We start from the raw sequence: 18,151 nt of genomic DNA, 5'->3' as shown, positions 1-18,151 counted from the left end.
ACCCGGACAACCCAGACAACCCGGACAACCCGAATAACCCGGACAACCCGGATAACCCGGATAACCCAGACAACCCAGACAACCCGGACAAACCTGAAAACCCGGACAACCCTGATAAACCAGACAAGCCTGAAAATCCAGACAATCCAGACAAGCCAGACAACCCGCTCAACCCTGATAATCCGACCAACCCAGATAATCCGAGCAACCCAGATAATCCGAGCAACCCAGATAATCCGAGCAACCCAGATAATCCTAGCAACCCAGATAATCCGAGCAACCCAGATAATCCTGACAACCCGAACAACCCTGATAATCCTAGCAACCCAGATAATCCAGGAAACATGGATAAAACTGGCCATTCAAACAATGTTGTCCCAGTTAAATCAGACAACTCAGTTAGCTCAAACAACATAGTGAAACTAAATAATAATAATCAAGCGCACACTTCTAAAGATACTAATCATAAAGATACACATAAATTACCAGATACAGGTGAATCTAAAGTAGAACATACTACATTATTTGGTACACTTATCGCTATGTTAGGATCAGCATTCCTATTATTTAGACGCAAAAAAACATCAGAAGATAAAGAATAATTAATAAGATAATACACGATTAAAGCTACACAAAATAACAGAGCATCTCTCAATAATTGAGGGATGCTCTGTTTATATATTATCGATTATGTTTAAGTATAAACGCTCTTGGATTTCCGTAAATTGATTCTCCTCCAGCTACTTCTTGTTTAGCATACTGGTAGCCTGAATTACCTCTCAAATTATACCCATACGTTCTTAATGCATATACTTCAAAATTACCATTTACCATTGGAGAACCTGAATCTCCTGCTCTAAACTTATCTTTCGTCATTAATTCTGCTTTATTAGAAGACTCTTGTAAAAATTTCAACTTATTCCAATAAGCGTATGTATTATTACCATTAACGACTGGATAGCCTAATGAGTATAAATTATCATTGAATTTCAATGATTTGATTTGTTTATTAGTTGCTAGTTTTAAAGGTTGAACTTTTGCCTTTTGAACCATATTTTCTTTCGTTTCTACGACGACCATATCATAAGCAGGAACCTTATAAATTTTTTTAGCTTGGAATTGATAAGGTATTTTTTTGCCATCTCGATTTAATTGGAATTTTATTTTTTTTAGGATCCGTTTGTCTACCATTTGCTCTTTCAACAACATGTGCATTCGTAACAAATGTATGGTTACCTACTACAAAGCCTGTTCCCATACTATCTTTACCCGGACCTTTCCAGCCATCCATATTAGAAACACGACCAACCGCTTTATATTTATTCTTATGCGCATAATCATAACGCTTCATGATAATATCTTTATTATTTATTTTTTGGGCTTTCTTATATGCAGAATTAGCATTCCAGCTTTCCATACCATTATAATAATAATTTCCAACCGCATCCGCTTTGTTAACTGCAAACAATAATAGTAAAAGCCCTAAAATCAATGTAACGACTTTTTTTGAATACATATTCTATCCTCCTAAAGTTAATAAAATGCTACTTATCTTTAGTTAAATACAATACATGGACATATAATGACCATTTAATAAATTTAATATATTTTTTTGGATTGTCTATTAGAGTACAAAAATAGCGAAGCATATTTACGCTTCGCTATTCTAATATTTCATAAAAAACATCTACTAACTCTTTAAAATCCAATTTTATATTGCTAATCATATCTTTCGAGCTGCTTATAATATCTATTACATCGTTACTAATATAGAGTATATTTTGCTTATTATAGAATATGATATAAGGTTCAATCATACCTTTTTGGATGTATAAACAATAATTAATGATTTCATCATTCTTTAAGTTCTCTGTTGTTACTATTATATATTCTTCATTTGAAGTGTGTACTTCTTCTTTCCAGTTTGTAATTTTGAAGAAACGACCAAATCGTGTTTTTTCTCTAAATTTAACAGGATATTTATACTCTGATAAAAACGAACACTTTGTTTTAGTTTGATTGGTAAATAATTGATTAATAATATTGGAAAGTTGCTTCTTGTTTACGTGTTCTACATCAAAACGTACTCTATTTTCATTAGATGCTTGAAAAAAAGGCGTTTCACTTTCTAGATCAAAGTTTATGTTCATTTCTTCGAGGTTAATAATCATTTTTAATCTCCTATTCACTTTCTATTAATGCAACAATATAAAATATTATTCTTATTATCCAATATTTCACATATCGATTCAATTACTAATAAACATTCACTCCATCCTCTTTCAATGCAGACATGACATCTGCAGTCTTTGAAAGAGGGCTTTTTTGTCGATTTCCCGAGAAATAACACTTACTTTGAGTTTAAGAAATTTACATTGTCTCCACATTCTTAAAATTTGAGCTTTATTATTATTAAATATAAATTTTCAAGTTTGTTTTATTAATTACGATTAAATTAAGGATATTAGCAATTACACTTCATCTTATTAACTAGATAAATCACTAAAAACTTACTGATATGACAGTATTTTCTAAATTAATATTATATTAAACAAAATACAAATTATGGTTAATACTATATAAATAAATCATTGATACCATAATGTTGTAGTTGAAAGGAAACAAAACTACGTTACGTAAATAAAACACATTATTAGGAGGGCTAGTATGCAAAATTTAACACAGGCAGAAACTAAAGATGTGAATGGTGGTAATAAATTCACTGATGCGGCGAATGCTACAAAAGATTGGTTCAGCCGATTAGGTAAAGGCATGGACAAAGCACACGAAGATAATGGTTGGAGATAAAATTAAATATTCCAGAAGTACTAAAAAATATAAAGGTGGTAATAACATGGAAGAATTAACTTATGAAGAACTTATTAAAAATAACGGTGGTAATAATGAAACTGATCCAGATGGCTTTGCTGAACATGTTGGTTACGGGATTGGCAAAGCTTCTGATGGCGTTAAAAGTTTTGTTCGTGGCGTTTCCGACGCACTTAAATAATTTAAATTATAAAGGATGGTAATTATGAAACATTTAACTGAGAAAGATTTAAAATCTATCAATGCTGGTGATTTCTGGGAAGACCTAGGAAATATTACTGGTAATGCTATAAGTTTTCTACCTAAACCAGGTAAAAGTAAAAGCAAAGATGATAAATAAGATTAATATACTTAATTAATATAATTAGGGCTGGGACATAATTTTATATCCCAGCCCTCTTCTACATATTTCTATATCACTCTATTAATTTTTGAGACAAGCTAAGGAAGTGGTAATTCAATGAACATTAAATACATTAAGCAATATGACGAAAAAGATTGTGGGCCAACATGTCTAGCCATGATTTCACAATCGTTTGGCAAACGTGTATCAATACCACGTTTAAGAGAATATGCTAAGACTGATAAGCTTGGGACAAACTTGTATGGTTTGATTAAAGCTGGAGAACATATTGGCATAAAATTAACTGGTGTTAAAGCAGATTCTTTAAAAGAATTAAAAAAAGTAGAACTTCCAATTATTGCACATATTGTAAACAAACAAGGATATAATCATTTTGTTATTATTGAATCCCTTAAAAAAGATAAAATTCATATAGTAGATCCAGCTAAAGGTAAGTATAAATTAACCGAACAACAATTTAATGAAATATGGACAAATATTGCCGTATTAGTTAAAAAGACGAAATCATTTAATAGTAAAGATGAATCACCTTCTTATATGAATATATTTACCGATATATTTAAAAAGAATTATAAAACACTGATTACAATAGTTATAATTTCTGTCTTAATAAATATAACTGGAATCATTGGTGCTTTATATTTCAAAATATTAACCGATAACATCATTCCATCTAATGTCCTATCAAATTTACATACTATAAGCATAGGCGTACTCATACTTTATATAATCAATGCATTAGTAACCTATTTGCGATATCAAATGATTTTAAAACTTAGTTTAGAAATAGATATTGGTCTTATGAAAGACTACTTTAAACATGTATTACACTTACCAATGAATTTTTTTGATACACGTAAAAGCGGAGAAATATTACAACGTTTTATGGATACTTCAAAAATTCGTGAAGCACTGTCATCTTCAACCGTAACGCTACTTGTAGACACATTTATGATTATAGTTGGCTGTGTATTATTATATTTACAAAGTCCAACGTTGCTACTCATTACAGTCATTTTTATACCATTTTTTATTTTATGTAGTCTAATGATGAAACAACCATTCGAACACTATAATCAAAAAGTCGCAGAAAATGATGCAGAATTAAGTTCATATTTGATTGAATCTTTTGATGGTAGTAGCACAATAAAAAGTTACCAATCAGAGTCGGATCGTTTTGAACAAGGTTCGCAAAAGTTTAGTCAACTTATCAACAACTTAATACATTTAGGACAACTTTCAAATATACAACTAACAATTAATAATTTCCTTAAAATTACTATCAGTTTAGTAATCTTATGGATAGGCAGTTATTTTGTAATGAATGACCAGATGACTTTAGGAAGTTTATTAGCGTTTAATGCACTTACAATTTTTTATTTAGGTCCAATTGAACGTTTAATAAACATACAACCAACGTTACAATCATCATTTGTGGCTGCTAGACGCATCGCGGAAATCACAGATTTAGATACTGAAGATAAAATACATGATAATAACTATCCATTTATATTTAATAACGTTATAAACATGGATAATATAAAATTTCAATATGGATATAGAGATGTCATTTTAGACGGTATTAACTTAAAAATTAATAAAGGACAAAAAATCGCAATCGTTGGTGAAAGTGGAAGCGGAAAATCCACAATTGGAAAACTATTAAATCATTATTATGACGTAGCAGAGGGTGAAATATCTATTGACCAACGTCCAATTAACAAGATACAACTAGATGAACTAAGACATCACATTGGTTACGTTTCACAAGAAACTTTCTTATTTGCAGATACTATATTAAATAATTTACTACATGGCATGAACAAAGGAAAATCAAAAGAAGATATTATAAATGCATGTCAGTTAGCTGAAGCTTTTGATTTCATCCAAAAACAACCCGATCAATTCAATACTATGCTAGAAAAAGAAGGTTCAAACTTATCTGGCGGACAAGCACAACGTATTTCATTAGCACGAACATTTCTTAAGGACCCAGATATTTATATTTTTGATGAAGCAACAAGCGCTTTAGATAGTCGAACTGAATTCAAAATCATGCAACATATTGATAACTTAATTCAAAGCGGTAAAACAGCTATTGTCATTTCTCATAAACTAAGTACTATACAAAATGCTGATGTTATTTATACCTTAAAAAATGGAAAGATTGTAGAAAAAGGTACTCATAAAAATTTATTAAAAAATCGCAATGAATACTATAAACTATGGCAATTACAAACTAAAAATAAAGAAGTATAACACTCATTAAAACACGGCTTTCAGAATCGAATAATTATTATTCACTCCACCCTCTTTCAATGCAGACTTTACATCTGCAGTCTTTGAAAGAGGGCTTTTTTCTCGATATCCAGAAATAGAAATATTTTCTATTTTAATATACTGATATATCTATAAAACGCTATTTTAGTCATATATTAGCGTTTATAAATATACTGATATAACAAAAGGGGATTGAATTGATTTTGAACATGGGGTATGATAGCGGTATTGATATTTATAGTACATGTCATGTACTAATGGATAAGGAGTTATGATTTTGAAGAAACCATTTGAAATTTTTATTGAAGATATTAAAAATATCAGACGTGTGCCGTTTGTGATTATATTATTATTAGGTCTTTCGATTTTGCCATCATTCTATGCATGGTTTAATTTAAGTTCTACGTGGGATCCTTACAACAATACGCAAGGTATTAAAATTGCGATCGTGAATGAAGATAAGGGTGCTAAGGTTGAAGGCAAACATATTAATGTTGGTGACCAATTAGTTGAACAATTGAAGAAGAACGATAAGTTCGGATGGGAATTTGTGAATCGTAAGAAGGCTGACGATGGTGTTGAAAAAGGTGATTATTATGCCTCTATATATTTACATAAGACTTTTTCTGATGAAGTCACGAGTATCTATCATAAGAAACCAAAGAAAGCCGTTATTGATTACAAAGTAAACGAGAAATTAAATGCGATTGCACCTAAAATGACAAACGCTGGTGCATCATCCATTGTAGATTCTTTAAATAAAGAATTTGGCGAGAATGCAACAAAAGCATTATTAAAAGAAGCGAACCAAGTGGGTTTAGACCTTGAAAATGAATTACCTACTTTAAGCAAAATTAAAAACGCTGTATATACTGCTGAAGATAATCTTCCTAAAATAGAAGAATTCAAAGAGAAAGTGATAGAAATTGATGAACATCAAGATGACATCACAAAGTATAAAGATGAATTCGAAGCGCTAGGAAATTATAAAGGCGACATTAATGAAGGCGTTAAGAAGATTAATGAAGTAAACAGTAAAATGGGAGACATTAACCAAGCAGCTCAATTAATTACGAAATTGAATGCTAAAATGCCTGAAATTGAAAGTGCATTAGCAAAAGCGAATAAAGTACAACAACAATTTCCTAAAATCAATAAAGGCGTGCCTCAAGGTATTGAAGCAACTGAAAAAGCATTAGCAGCTATCAATAAAGCAGAACAATATTTACCTGAATTAAATCGTAAATTAGATCAGTATGAAGCAGATGCTAAAAAAGCTCAGAAAAAAACTGAAAAAGCGAACGAAAAGCTGAAATCAGAAGCTGAGAAAGACAAGAAGGAAAGTAAAGATAACAAAGCGAAACCTGAACAAAGTACAAAAGAACCTCAACAATCGTCAGAAGAAAACAAAGAAGATAATAAGGAACAAAATGCTGAAGAACAAGAAAGTGAAAAAGAAAAAGCTGATACTTCTAAAGAAGAAACAGAAGAAAAACCATCAACTGAAGAACAAGAGAAAGATAACGATATCGTAACAACGCAACAAGCTTATGATGAAGAAAATGATAATAACGAAAATAATGACCAAGCTTCTAAAAACGTATTAACTGATCAAGAATTAAATGAAATGAAATCTGCACTAAGTGAATCTTTAACAGCCCTCGCAGACTATAGTAATGAACAAGCTACTATGAACAAAAAAGATTTAGAAAGTATGCAGGCCATCAATCAAAGTATCTTAATGAGCCAAGACAGTAAACAACTTGCAGACACTGTGAAAAACAATCAATCACGATTACAACAAGGTGTCACTTTTAATAATTCTATGATTGATATTTTAAAGGAACTTCAGAAATCTGAAGGTATTGATACTTCATCAGCTATTTCACAATTTGAATCAGCTAACAAAGATTTACAAAGTGTTATAAATGGCCAAAGCAACCTGATTAATGCTTTAAATAATGGTAAATCTGGCAAAGAAGAAGTCTTAGCATTAGATAAATTAATCGATTCTAATCTCGTATCTTTAGACAATTTATTGAAATATACGAGCAGTGATTTTAAGACGACTTTAATGGAAGGCGTTAATCAAATCGATCAAGCGTTAACTAAAGGTATCGATGATATCGCGAAGATTAGAAGTTCCATGAACATGATAGATAATGTAATTCAAACTGGGAAAAGTTCCTTACAAAATGGACAAGACTTATTAGTCAGCATTAATAATGAATTACCAGAACTTGAAAGAAAGTTTAATAACATTAATGAAGTAGCTCAAACAAACTTCCCTAAATTTAAAGAGCAAGTTGGTAAAGGTGCTTATTACGTTGAAAATGAACTACCAAATGTTCAATCAGAAGTTAAAAAGCTCGCACAGTTCTCAAATAATGATTTACCAACAATGATTGATAAATACGACCGTGCTGTTCAATTAATAGATGACAACTTACCAGAAGCTCAAAAGGAAATTCATGACTTAGCAGAATTTGCGCGAAATGATTTACCAGGTATTGAAGAAGATATTAAGAAAGCAGCGAAGAAAGTTAGAGAAATAGATAAAGATGATACAGTTCATGAACTGATTAAATTATTGAAAAATGATTTAAAGAAACAAGCAGATATTATCGCACATCCAATAGAATTAAAAGAAGAATCGTTATTTAGTGTGCCAAACTACGGAACAGCAAGTACACCATTCTATACATCTTTAGCAATTTGGGTAGGTGCTTTACTATTATCTAACTTATTAACAACAGATATTAAAAATCCAGAAATTAAGCAGAAATATTCATTGAGAGAAACATTCGTTGGAAAGAGCTTTATATTCATTATTATAGGTGTCATACAGTCCATTATCGTGTCACTAGGAGATATGTTTATTTTAGGCGCAGCAATCGATAATAGATTATTATTTATACTATTAGCTGTACTCGTTTCAATCGTATTTATATGTATCGTCTATACATTAGTGTCCCTATTCGGTAACGTCGGTAAAGCATTAGCAATTGTCATTATGGTACTACAAATAGCAGGTGGAGGCGGAACATTCCCAATACAAGTCACACCAAAATTCTTCCAAGCTATACATCCGTACTTGCCATTTACTTATGCCGTAGATGCTTTGAGAGAAGCGGTCGGAGGCGTCGTACCAGAAATACTCATATACAATCTCATATGCCTCGTATTATTCGGCGTCGTCATATTCACAATAGGCTTTATCGTTAAACCAATACTCGACCCATGGAAAAAGAAAACAATCAAACGCGCCGAAGACAGTTACTTAATGGAATAATTAAATGATATAATAAAATAACCGCCCGATTCGTAGCAGTGAGCTACAGGATCGGGCGGTTTTTTGGGTTGTATTATTGTTCTACTTTAGACAAATCTACTTTTATCTCTCTTTCATCAAATACTTTTTGAGCTACTGTTAACGCATTTAATACACGTGGGAAACCAGTATAAGGTATTAAATGTGTAATTGTTTCTATGATTTCCTCAGGCGTCACACCAGAAGTTAATGCTGTATTGATGTGTAATTCTAATTGAGGTTCTGTTCCTTGTGTTACAAGTGAAGAAACTGTTACTAAAGCACGTTGTTGATTTGTTAAACCTTTACGTGAATAAATGTCTCCATAAGCAAATTCAATAATATATTTTGAAACGTCAGGTGCTATATCTTTAAGATTGTCAGCTATTTTTAAATGTGTTGAACCTGTCTCTGCAGTATATTCCATAAGTTTATCCATACCTTGTTGGTATTTAGTTTGATCCATAATCAATCGCTCCCTATTCGTAATTGCTAGCTTTAAAATTTTTCCTGTGAACAATTACTAATATAGTCCTGATACGATTATTTGTTAAATATATAAATATCATAATTTCTATAACTAAAAGTTATAACAAACTAAATGCCATTCTCTAATATATAATCAATTAGTGCTCGTGTTGCATGTGAACGATATCTATCTTTCTTAACGATAAGACCCACTTCCCAATAAATATACGGTTCTGTTATAGGTACTGCAGTGATTTTATCATAATCGATTTTACGCTTTAATGATTCTGGAAAGAACGTAACACCTAAATTATTTTCTACCATGTCTTTAATAAAATCCCATTGTGCACTTTGATACGCAATATTTGGCTTAAATCCAAATTTATCACACTCTTGAATAATACGATCATGCATCGTAAAATCTTCCGTAAATAAAATAGTCGGTTCATGCTTAATATCCGTTAAAGCAACTTCCGAACGTTGCGCTAAAGGATGCGACTTTTGTAGATATAACATCAATTTATCTTTAGTCAATTGATAGACGTCGAATTTTGTTTCATCTACTGGTAACATAACGATGCCACAATCTATCTCACCTTCATCTACTAACCGTATAACTTTATGAGTACCTTCTTCTATTAATTCTGTTGTTAAATGTGGATACGCCGAAGAGAAGCCTTTTATCATGCTAGGAAAGAACATGATGCCAATCAATGAAGGTAAGCCAATCTTTATATTCCCACTTTTTAATGAACTATTATCGTTCAAATTCGAAGTTAAAGAGTTTAATGTATCAAAGATTTTAAGTCCATGATTATAAACAATTTCACCTGAATCTGTAAGTTTAACTTGTCTGTCTGAACGGTCTAATAACTCGACATTCAATTCTGATTCAAATGCTTTGATTGTCTTACTAAGCGCTGGTTGAGAAACATGTAATTGTTGTGAAGCCTTAGTGAAACTACCCAGTTTGGCTACTGTCATAAAATAGTTAAATTGACGGATTTCCAAATTAATCCCCCTTTCTTTATAACTTTAAGTTATAGATTTCATTATTAATATTCATTTTACTTATCAATATTGTAGAAGTAAACTAAATATATAGAGAAAAATATGGAGGGATTTCGATGTTAAAAGATAAAGTTACGATTATTTCAGGTTCTGCTAGTGGTATTGGTTTAGAAATCGCTAAAGAATTTTTAAACCAAGGTGCAAAAGTAGTATTCACAGACATTAATAAAGCTAATTTAGACAACGTCGTGCGTGACTTTAAAGATAAAGGGTTTGACTGTATCGGTATTCCAGCAGATGTTTCGAATGAAGATAATGTCATAAACCTTGTCAATGAAACTGAAAAACATTACGGTCGTATAGATGTTTTAGTAAATAACGCAGGCTTACAACATGTCTCAAATATTGAGGATTTCCCAACAGCTAAATTCAAACAAATGATTGATATTATGTTAGTGGGTACATTCATCATGACGAAACATGTATTACCTATTATGAAAAAACAACAATTTGGTCGCATCTTAAATATGTCTTCTATTAATGGCGTTATCGGATTCTCAGGAAAATCTGCATATAACAGTGCCAAACATGGAATTATCGGTTTAACAAAAGTCACTGCATTAGAAACTGCAGAAGACGGTATCACGGTAAATGCCATATGCCCAGGTTACATTGATACACCACTTGTACGTGGTCAAATGGAAGACTTAGCCAAAACAAGAAACGTAAGTGTTGATCAAGTACTTGATGAAGTATTATTCCCAATGATTCCTCAAAAACGACTTGTCGACATACAAGACGTAGCAGACTATTCCGTATTCATTGCCAGTGACAAAGCCAAAAGCGTAACTGGTCAATCTATCTTAATAGACGGCGGATATACAGCACAATAATAAAAAACTCAGGCTAGGACATAATGTATGTCTTAATCTGAGTTTTTATTCTTTCATATGTTATAAAATAACTTAATTTCTTCAAAAGCTTTTAAAAATTCTTCCTCGCTATATTCATTTTCTCCTCTAGAGCACCACCTGATATGCTAGCTAATGTTTTCTATTTTATTTATAAATTTATTGCTATTTTTTATTAATAGGACTATTATCTTTATATCTTATAATGCAGGTGATAAAAAAATGAATACTATATTCAAAGTTACTATGATTTATCTGACACTATTTTTAACGACTACAATCATAGGTTCAATATTACTCTACTTGCCAGTTACTGGACGAAAACCTATTGATTTTGTTGATGCTTTTTTTATCGCTACAAGTGCATTTACAGTAACAGGGCTTTCAACTGTTGATATACCTAACCAGTTCAATGAATTAGGATATTTGGTAATACTTTTACTGATTCAAATTGGTGGGTTAGGAATTGTTACTTTAATGATTTTTATAATGATTTTCACTAGAAAAAACATTTCGTACAAAAATAGAGAACTATTAAAGTATACGTGGAGTCTTGATAATGATTCAGGATTACTAAATATAACTATACGTCTTGTATTATTCAGCTTTATTATCGAGATTTTGGGTGCTATTTTTTTATCCATGGTTTTCATTCCAGATCACGGTATTGTTAAAGGTGGGTTCATCAGTATATTTACTTCTATATCATCATTCAATAACGCCGGTTTTTCTTTATTTTCAGATAGTCTGATGAGTTACAGTGATAACTTAATTGTTAACGTCATTGTTCCATTGTTAATTGTAATTGGTGGTATAGGTTATATTGTTATATTAGATTTGTGGAAAGCTAATCGCTTGAGTAAATTAAGTCTACATTCAAAAATCGTATTAACTACTACAGCCATATTAATCGCGATTGGATCACTTTCATTCTGGTTATTAGAAGCAAATAACGTATTAAAAAACGATAATTGGATTGTTCAAATGTTTAAATCCGTTTTCCAATCAATATCAACTAGAACTGCTGGATTCAATACCGTTGACATAGGTCAATTACACGACTCTACTCTATTTATATTTGATTTATTAATGTTTATTGGTGCCGCACCTATGAGTACAGGTGGTGGTATAAAAGTTACGACCTTTGCTATCATTATCGTATATTTATATTCTTTATTAAAAGGTCAGACACATCCACATATATTTAAGAAGAGTATTATGACGGAACAAATAAATAAAGCAATAACTGTATGTTTTTTATCAAGTTCTTTAATTTTTATCTCAACATTGAGTATTTTAATTCAAAATCCAAAGCTTGATACAACAAAGGTATTATTTGAAACGATTTCAGCTTTTGCGACGGTTGGACTTTCAACTGGCATAACCGCTGATTTAAATTCAATGTCTAAAATTATACTCATTTTGCTAATGATAGTTGGTAAAATAGGCGTACTCATTATCATTTCGATATTTGTACACCCTAAAAAAGAGTTGTATTTCTACTCAACAGAAAAGATTCATTTATAATTCTATAAAATAATCGCCCGATCTGTAGTAGTGAGCTGCAGGATCGGGCGGTTTTTGGGTTGTATGTAAATAGAATGAGAAGTTTAATACAAAATGCAAAAAGAAACCAATTAAATAATAACTACTTATTACTCCTCGTTACTCTTCATTACTCCTCGTTACTCTTCGTTACTCCTCGTTACTCTTCGTTACTCCTCGTTACTCTTCGTTACTCCTCGTTACTCTTCGTTACTCCTCGTTACTCTTCGTTACTCCTCGTTACTCCTCGTTACTCCTCGTTACTCCTCGTTACTCCTCGTTACTCTTTTAACGAATAATATTGAGTTGGATCTTGTTTACTACTTCCATTCCAAATTAATAAACCTTGACTAACTAGTCCAGTCAAAATTTTTCTAGAATATGCATCCTTTTTTCCCAGTACACTATTTGCTTTCTTTATATTAATCTTGTTAGACGGATATAAAAATTGAATGATTTTAATTTGATCTTCAGTCAAGTTATCCATCACTTCTTCAGTGATATGATTACTAATTTTATCATTTTTTCTAGTTCGTCTAGTACCTATATTATTTTCTAGTTTAAGCTTCACTGACTTATTAGCAGGCTCTGAATATTCTGGTTCTTTTAAGAAATAATCATTCATTTCATCATATATTCTCTTAACACCTTCGTTTAATTCTTTAACATAACCAAAATCAGCCATCAAGCGAGCAATCCTAGGATTTCTAGAAAAACGAGTATATTTTAAATTCTCAAGATTAACCATACTTGGCAATTTACCTGGACTTAATATCTCTAAACGATCATCAAACATCAAAATTTTCACACAGTCCCCTGTTAATGAATAGTCTCTATGTACTACTGCATTGACTATCCCTTCAAGCCAAGCAAATTCTGGATACTCAGGAACTGATATAAATTTTCCACTTTTGTCTAAACTGTTAAAATCCCTCAATTGGCTTTGAACTAAATTTCTTACTTCATCTATCAAAATTGGTAAAGGATACTCGAAAGTTTGGTCTTTAACAATATTCAACCTTGAACCTGTTTCTTGTGTAGTACCTTCATACCTAATGAAACGAACTCTAGAATTAGGTATGTACTTTTCTGGATTTTTTGCAAACATTAATATTGCAGAATTAGTATAACCTTTTTTACTTGATCCTGTTCTAATACTTAAAATGTCTTCATTAGAAATATCTGATTTCATTACTTCTCTGTATTTATCAAATAAATCAGTATTCAAGTCCTCTATATCGAACCTTTGATTAATTTCATCTTCATACGATCTTTGACCTTTATCGTATTGTAAAGCAAGAACTCTATCATGTTTAAGTTTATCAGTTTTATCTGATTGTCTTAAATACACATCTCCACTGTCTCTAATTGATACTACAGAATCGGTTTTAGGTTGTACATCAATTTCTATTATATAATCTTCTTCAATAGCTATTTCATTAACTTCAAAATCAATTGCTGGATTCATACTATTATTAATAATTCGTTTGATTTCTTCGGCACTTCTACCCTCATATGATTTGCATCCAGTAATTTTACCATTATCACTAATTCCTAGTACTAATTTTCCACCCTCAGCATTAGCAAACCCATTAACATGCCATAAAATTTTTTTATCATCAATACGTGCTTCCTTTCTATCAAAATGTGTATTTTCTTTTTCAGTTCTATATGTTTCCACTTTATCCATCAAATCACTCCTTAATTATACGAACGGTTTTAGTCTCATAATAATAGTAGTTTTTATAATTAATTATTTTATCATATTCTTTCCAAAAAATATGATTGCTTTTAATAATGTTTAATCAAAAGCTTAAAGTTTATTGACTCATAACATCCATAATATTACCTAATAATTTATGAAATTCCCCCACCTACTTATGATAACTTTCTGCTTATCGGTAGATGATGCGGTTTTTTCTCATTCCTCAATCCCATAGATCCACAAGAACAAATTACATAGACAATTATATATATAGATGATAATCTATATAAAGTAAGGGAGGTATGGCTATGTCTTATCAAGAACTAGCATCAATATTAAAAGTTTTATCTGATCCAAGCAGATTAGAAATAATAGATTTACTTTCATGTGATGAACTATGTGCTTGTGATTTACTGGAACATTTTCAATTTTCACAGCCTACGCTAAGTCATCATATGAAGTCATTAGTCGATAAGCAATTAGTTCTTTCACGAAAAGAAGGTAATAAACATATGTATCGACTTAATCATGAAATATTAGATGATGTTAATCACAATTTAAATCTTATTAATACATCTAACGATCGATGTGTATGTAAAAGTATGAAACAAGGTGAGTGTTGATGACAATATTAGCAATTGTGATTTTTCTTTTAACTTTACTCTTTGTGATATGGCAACCGAAAGGTTTAGATATTGGTATTACAGCTTTAATTGGAGCTGTCGTTGCGATTATTACAGGGGTCGTAAGTTTTTCAGATGTAATAGAAGTAACAGGGATTGTTTGGAATGCTACTTTAACCTTTGTAGCTGTTATTCTTATTTCATTAATATTAGATGAAATTGGATTTTTTGAATGGTCCGCGATACATATGGTCAAAGCGTCAAACGGTAACGGCTTAAAAATGTTTGTTTTTATTATGTTATTAGGGTCAGTTGTAGCAGCATTTTTCGCAAATGATGGGGCTGCTTTAATCTTAACGCCTATTGTATTAGCGATGGTAAGGAATCTAGGATTTGATAAAAAAGCGGTATTCCCATTTATTATTGCTAGTGGTTTTATTGCAGATACTACGTCTCTTCCATTAATTGTTAGTAATTTAGTTAATATTGTTTCTGCTGATTACTTTGATATTGGATTTGTTGAGTACTTCAGTAAAATGATTATACCTAATATATTCTCTTTAATCGCAAGTATTCTTGTCTTATGGACTTATTTCAGAAAGTCTATCCCAAGAAAATTTGATGCAGTAAATATTAGAGAACCAAAAGAAGCGATTAAGGACAAAAAGCTTTTTAATATCTCGTGGATTGTACTCACTATATTGCTAGTTGGTTATTTAATAAGTGAGTTTATAAATATTCCTGTATCAATTATTGCTGGTATTATTGCTTTTATCTTTGTAATATTAGCTCGTAAATCAAAAGCAGTTCATACAAAACAAGTGATTAAAGGTGCACCATGGAATATTGTTGTATTTTCTGTTGGTATGTACTTAGTTGTATTTGGTTTAAAAAACGTAGGAATCACAACAATTTTAGCTGATGTATTATCCAATATTTCAAGTCATGGATTATTCAGCAGTATCATGGGTATGGGCTTTATAGCTGCTTTCTTATCTTCAATCATGAACAACATGCCAACTGTTTTAATAGATGCAATAGCGATTGGCCAATCTAGTGCTACAGGTATATTAAAAGAAGGTATGATTTATGCGAATGTCATAGGTTCTGATTTAGGACCTAAAATAACACCGATTGGTTCTTTAGCAACACTATTGTGGCTACATGTCTTAACACAAAAAGGTGTGAAGATTTCGTGGGGAACATACTTTAAAACTGGAATTATCATTACTATTCCAGTCCTGTTTGTAACACTCTTAGGTTTATACCTTACACTAATTATATTTTAAGAAATGAGGTTTTAATTATGGATAAGAAAACAATTTATTTTATATGTACAGGAAACTCTTGTCGTAGCCAAATGGCTGAAGGTTGGGGAAAGGAAGTATTGGGCAAAGATTGGAATGTCTATTCTGCTGGTATTGAAACACATGGTGTTAATCCTAAAGCAATAGAAGCTATGAAAGAAGTAGATATTGATATATCAAACCATACGTCAGACTTGATTGATAATGATATTTTAAAACAATCAGATCTGGTCGTGACGTTATGTAGCGATGCAGACGATAATTGTCCTATTTTACCACCAAACGTTAAAAAAGAGCATTGGGGTTTTGAGGATCCAGCAGGTAAAGAGTGGTCAGAATTTCAACGCGTTAGAGATGAAATTGGCAAAAAAATTAAAGAATTTGATAGTTAAGTAAAAAATTAATCAACGAAATACAAGGAGCTTTTTATGTATAAATATATAAATATATTTTTAGTTGCATTAAAACTTGGATTACTATCATTTGGAGGACCAACTGCCCACTTAGGTTATTTTTATGATGAGTATGTTAAGAAAAGAAAATGGCTTGATGAAAAAGAATACTCAGATTTAGTAGCCCTATGCCAGTTTTTACCTGGACCTGCAAGCAGCCAAGTTGGTATTGGTATAGGAACTATTAGAGGAGGAATTCTGGGAGGAATTATTTCTTTTATTGGCTTTACACTTCCTTCTGTGATTATACTTATGGTTTTTTCAGCATTATTTATTAACAATGATTCTAGTTTAACTTGGATGCAAGGATTAAAACTAGTAGCTGTTGCCATTGTTGCCCAAGCCGTGATAGGTATGGGTAAAAAATTAACAAATACTAAAAGTACCATTACTTTGGCATTATTTGTTCTTATATTATCTCTAACAATCAATAATCTTTACATTCAAGTAATCGCATTATCTATTACTGGTATATATGGTCTTATCTTTTTAAAAGAAACCTCTACAGATATAAATAATTTAAGAGTGAAGACATTTAAATTACCTAAAATTTTAGGGTTTATTTCAATTTCATTATTTTTTTTACTATTAATTGTATTACCTATAGTTAGTTCTATGACGAATAATTTATGGCTTAGAATGTTCGATAGTTTTTATAGATCTGGTTCTTTAGTGTTTGGCGGTGGTCATGTCGTATTACCTTTATTAGAAAATGAATTTGTACCACAAGGTTTAATATCACCTGATAGCTTCATAACGGGTTATGCTGCTGCTCAAGCTGTACCTGGACCATTATTTACGTTCGCTTCATATATTGGCATGTCTATAGAAGGTATTGGAGGAGGAGTTTTGGCTACTGTCGCTATATTCCTACCAGCATTTCTATTATTATTTGGAGTGTTACCATTTTGGGATGATATTAAATCTAACACTTATGCTGAAGGTTTTTTAAAAGGTATAAGCGCGGGTGTAGTCGGTATTCTTATCGCTGCATTTTATAATCCAATTTGGACTTCAACTATTAAATCAGAATTAGATTTTGTTCTAGCTAGCTCATTATTCGTATTCCTGGTGCATTTTAAATTACCTTCCTGGTCTATTGTACTAATAGGCATTATAATAGGTATAATGTTTTACTAATCTTTCTCGTTCATAATCAAAGAATAAATTTTATAAGTATAGTTATTAAAGTAACCATTATAAATTAAAATAATTGATTTCGTATAATTATAGTACTTTATCTCAATGTAAAAGATAGTAAAAAACCATTAATTATGTAGTGGGCCCCAAAAGTAAAACTTTTTTGGGGGCGTACAATTGCACAACGTTTAATTATTTTTATTTTT

Annotated in this window: 16 protein-coding genes and 1 pseudogene; 12 read left to right on the top strand and 5 right to left on the bottom strand. The window is 31.2% G+C overall.

Annotated elements, in window-relative coordinates; all coding sequences use genetic code 11:
* Positions 1 to 602: LPXTG cell wall anchor domain-containing protein (locus tag LQ622_RS14700; RefSeq protein ID WP_239775456.1), on the top strand; the 602-nt coding region annotated here is incomplete at its 5' end.
* A gap of 79 nt (positions 603 to 681) precedes the next feature.
* Here the strand turns inward: LQ622_RS14700 and LQ622_RS14695 are convergent.
* Positions 682 to 1,516: pseudogene (locus tag LQ622_RS14695) on the bottom strand (trypsin-like serine peptidase).
* Between the two features lie 145 nt (positions 1,517 to 1,661).
* Positions 1,662 to 2,171, bottom strand: coding sequence for a phage tail protein (locus LQ622_RS14690; RefSeq protein WP_239775454.1), 510 nt, complete (start codon positions 2,169 to 2,171; stop codon positions 1,662 to 1,664).
* Between the two features lie 496 nt (positions 2,172 to 2,667).
* Between LQ622_RS14690 and LQ622_RS14685 the strand changes: the two genes are divergently transcribed.
* The 5 genes from LQ622_RS14685 (at position 2,668) to LQ622_RS14670 (ending at position 8,765) form a co-directional block, all read left to right on the top strand.
* Positions 2,668 to 2,808 (top strand): hypothetical protein, encoded by a 141-nt coding sequence (locus LQ622_RS14685; RefSeq protein WP_204258822.1) that lies wholly within the window; start codon positions 2,668 to 2,670, stop codon positions 2,806 to 2,808.
* Positions 2,809 to 2,854: 46 nt separating this feature from the next.
* On the top strand, positions 2,855 to 3,010 hold the full coding sequence (locus LQ622_RS14680; RefSeq protein WP_204258823.1) for a hypothetical protein: 156 nt from the start codon (positions 2,855 to 2,857) through the stop codon (positions 3,008 to 3,010).
* A 24-nt stretch (positions 3,011 to 3,034) separates the two neighbouring features.
* The gene (locus tag LQ622_RS15120) at positions 3,035 to 3,169 is read left to right on the top strand and encodes a hypothetical protein (RefSeq protein ID WP_275589928.1); all 135 of its coding nucleotides are present in this window, start codon (positions 3,035 to 3,037) and stop codon (positions 3,167 to 3,169) included.
* Positions 3,170 to 3,289: 120 nt separating this feature from the next.
* On the top strand, positions 3,290 to 5,452 hold the full coding sequence (locus LQ622_RS14675; protein ID WP_204258824.1) for a peptidase domain-containing ABC transporter: 2,163 nt from the start codon (positions 3,290 to 3,292) through the stop codon (positions 5,450 to 5,452).
* Between the two features lie 298 nt (positions 5,453 to 5,750).
* A complete protein-coding gene (locus LQ622_RS14670) occupies positions 5,751 to 8,765 on the top strand; it encodes a YhgE/Pip domain-containing protein (protein WP_239762734.1) in 3,015 nt (1,004 codons plus the stop codon).
* 73 nt (positions 8,766 to 8,838) lie between these two features.
* Here the strand turns inward: LQ622_RS14670 and LQ622_RS14665 are convergent, their stop codons facing one another.
* Both LQ622_RS14665 and LQ622_RS14660 read right to left on the bottom strand, forming a co-directional pair.
* Positions 8,839 to 9,249 (bottom strand): carboxymuconolactone decarboxylase family protein, encoded by a 411-nt coding sequence (locus LQ622_RS14665; RefSeq protein ID WP_204253115.1) that lies wholly within the window; start codon positions 9,247 to 9,249, stop codon positions 8,839 to 8,841.
* A 131-nt stretch (positions 9,250 to 9,380) separates the two neighbouring features.
* The gene (locus LQ622_RS14660; protein WP_126476739.1) at positions 9,381 to 10,262 is read right to left on the bottom strand and encodes a LysR family transcriptional regulator; all 882 of its coding nucleotides are present in this window, start codon (positions 10,260 to 10,262) and stop codon (positions 9,381 to 9,383) included.
* Between the two features lie 116 nt (positions 10,263 to 10,378).
* On the opposite strand from LQ622_RS14660, the gene LQ622_RS14655 reads away from it, so the two are divergent.
* Positions 10,379 to 11,155 (top strand): 3-hydroxybutyrate dehydrogenase, encoded by a 777-nt coding sequence (locus LQ622_RS14655; protein ID WP_204253114.1) that lies wholly within the window; start codon positions 10,379 to 10,381, stop codon positions 11,153 to 11,155.
* Between the two features lie 240 nt (positions 11,156 to 11,395).
* Positions 11,396 to 12,700 (top strand): TrkH family potassium uptake protein, encoded by a 1,305-nt coding sequence (locus LQ622_RS14650; protein WP_239762732.1) that lies wholly within the window; start codon positions 11,396 to 11,398, stop codon positions 12,698 to 12,700.
* 298 nt (positions 12,701 to 12,998) lie between these two features.
* On the opposite strand, the gene LQ622_RS14645 is transcribed toward LQ622_RS14650, so the two are convergent.
* Positions 12,999 to 14,408: an ATP-binding protein gene (locus tag LQ622_RS14645; protein WP_159316398.1), complete on the bottom strand. Its 1,410-nt coding sequence runs from the start codon at positions 14,406 to 14,408 to the stop codon at positions 12,999 to 13,001.
* 323 nt (positions 14,409 to 14,731) lie between these two features.
* Here LQ622_RS14645 and LQ622_RS14640 point away from each other — a divergent pair, with 323 nt between their 5' ends.
* The 4 genes from LQ622_RS14640 to chrA are packed head-to-tail and all read left to right on the top strand — an operon-like array spanning position 14,732 to position 17,945.
* Positions 14,732 to 15,046, top strand: coding sequence for an ArsR/SmtB family transcription factor (locus LQ622_RS14640; protein WP_044291631.1), 315 nt, complete (start codon positions 14,732 to 14,734; stop codon positions 15,044 to 15,046).
* Positions 15,046 to 16,335, top strand: a complete 1,290-nt coding sequence (arsB, locus tag LQ622_RS14635; protein WP_044291629.1) for an arsenite efflux transporter membrane subunit ArsB — start codon at positions 15,046 to 15,048, stop codon at positions 16,333 to 16,335. The genes LQ622_RS14640 and arsB overlap by 1 nt, the downstream gene beginning before the upstream one ends.
* 17 nt (positions 16,336 to 16,352) lie before the next feature.
* Complete coding sequence (gene arsC / locus LQ622_RS14630; RefSeq protein ID WP_044291626.1) at positions 16,353 to 16,745, top strand: arsenate reductase (thioredoxin); 393 nt, start codon at positions 16,353 to 16,355, stop codon at positions 16,743 to 16,745.
* Between the two features lie 36 nt (positions 16,746 to 16,781).
* Positions 16,782 to 17,945 (top strand): chromate efflux transporter, encoded by a 1,164-nt coding sequence (gene chrA / locus LQ622_RS14625; protein WP_044291624.1) that lies wholly within the window; start codon positions 16,782 to 16,784, stop codon positions 17,943 to 17,945.
* The last annotated feature ends 206 nt before the right edge of the window (positions 17,946 to 18,151 follow it).

The sequence above is a fragment of the Mammaliicoccus sp. N-M50 genome (genome assembly GCF_022386995.1).
Classification (GTDB): domain Bacteria; phylum Bacillota; class Bacilli; order Staphylococcales; family Staphylococcaceae; genus Mammaliicoccus; species Mammaliicoccus sciuri_A.
This window is presented reverse-complemented; position numbering and strand designations above follow the sequence as displayed.

Excerpts from the sequence above, each read along its gene's own strand:
- LQ622_RS14645 (WP_159316398.1), bottom strand. The coding sequence starts at position 14,408 with ATGGATAAAGTGGAAACATATAGAACTGAAAAAGAAAATACACATTTT.
- LQ622_RS14680 (WP_204258823.1), top strand. The coding sequence starts at position 2,855 with ATGGAAGAATTAACTTATGAAGAACTTATTAAAAATAACGGTGGTAAT.
- LQ622_RS14665 (WP_204253115.1), bottom strand. The coding sequence starts at position 9,249 with ATGGATCAAACTAAATACCAACAAGGTATGGATAAACTTATGGAATAT.
- arsC (WP_044291626.1), top strand. The coding sequence starts at position 16,353 with ATGGATAAGAAAACAATTTATTTTATATGTACAGGAAACTCTTGTCGT.
- LQ622_RS14690 (WP_239775454.1), bottom strand. The coding sequence starts at position 2,171 with ATGATTATTAACCTCGAAGAAATGAACATAAACTTTGATCTAGAAAGT.
- LQ622_RS14655 (WP_204253114.1), top strand. The coding sequence starts at position 10,379 with ATGTTAAAAGATAAAGTTACGATTATTTCAGGTTCTGCTAGTGGTATT.
- chrA (WP_044291624.1), top strand. The coding sequence starts at position 16,782 with ATGTATAAATATATAAATATATTTTTAGTTGCATTAAAACTTGGATTA.
- LQ622_RS14640 (WP_044291631.1), top strand. The coding sequence starts at position 14,732 with ATGTCTTATCAAGAACTAGCATCAATATTAAAAGTTTTATCTGATCCA.
- LQ622_RS14650 (WP_239762732.1), top strand. The coding sequence starts at position 11,396 with ATGAATACTATATTCAAAGTTACTATGATTTATCTGACACTATTTTTA.
- LQ622_RS14675 (WP_204258824.1), top strand. The coding sequence starts at position 3,290 with ATGAACATTAAATACATTAAGCAATATGACGAAAAAGATTGTGGGCCA.
- LQ622_RS15120 (WP_275589928.1), top strand. The coding sequence starts at position 3,035 with ATGAAACATTTAACTGAGAAAGATTTAAAATCTATCAATGCTGGTGAT.
- LQ622_RS14685 (WP_204258822.1), top strand. The coding sequence starts at position 2,668 with ATGCAAAATTTAACACAGGCAGAAACTAAAGATGTGAATGGTGGTAAT.
- arsB (WP_044291629.1), top strand. The coding sequence starts at position 15,046 with ATGACAATATTAGCAATTGTGATTTTTCTTTTAACTTTACTCTTTGTG.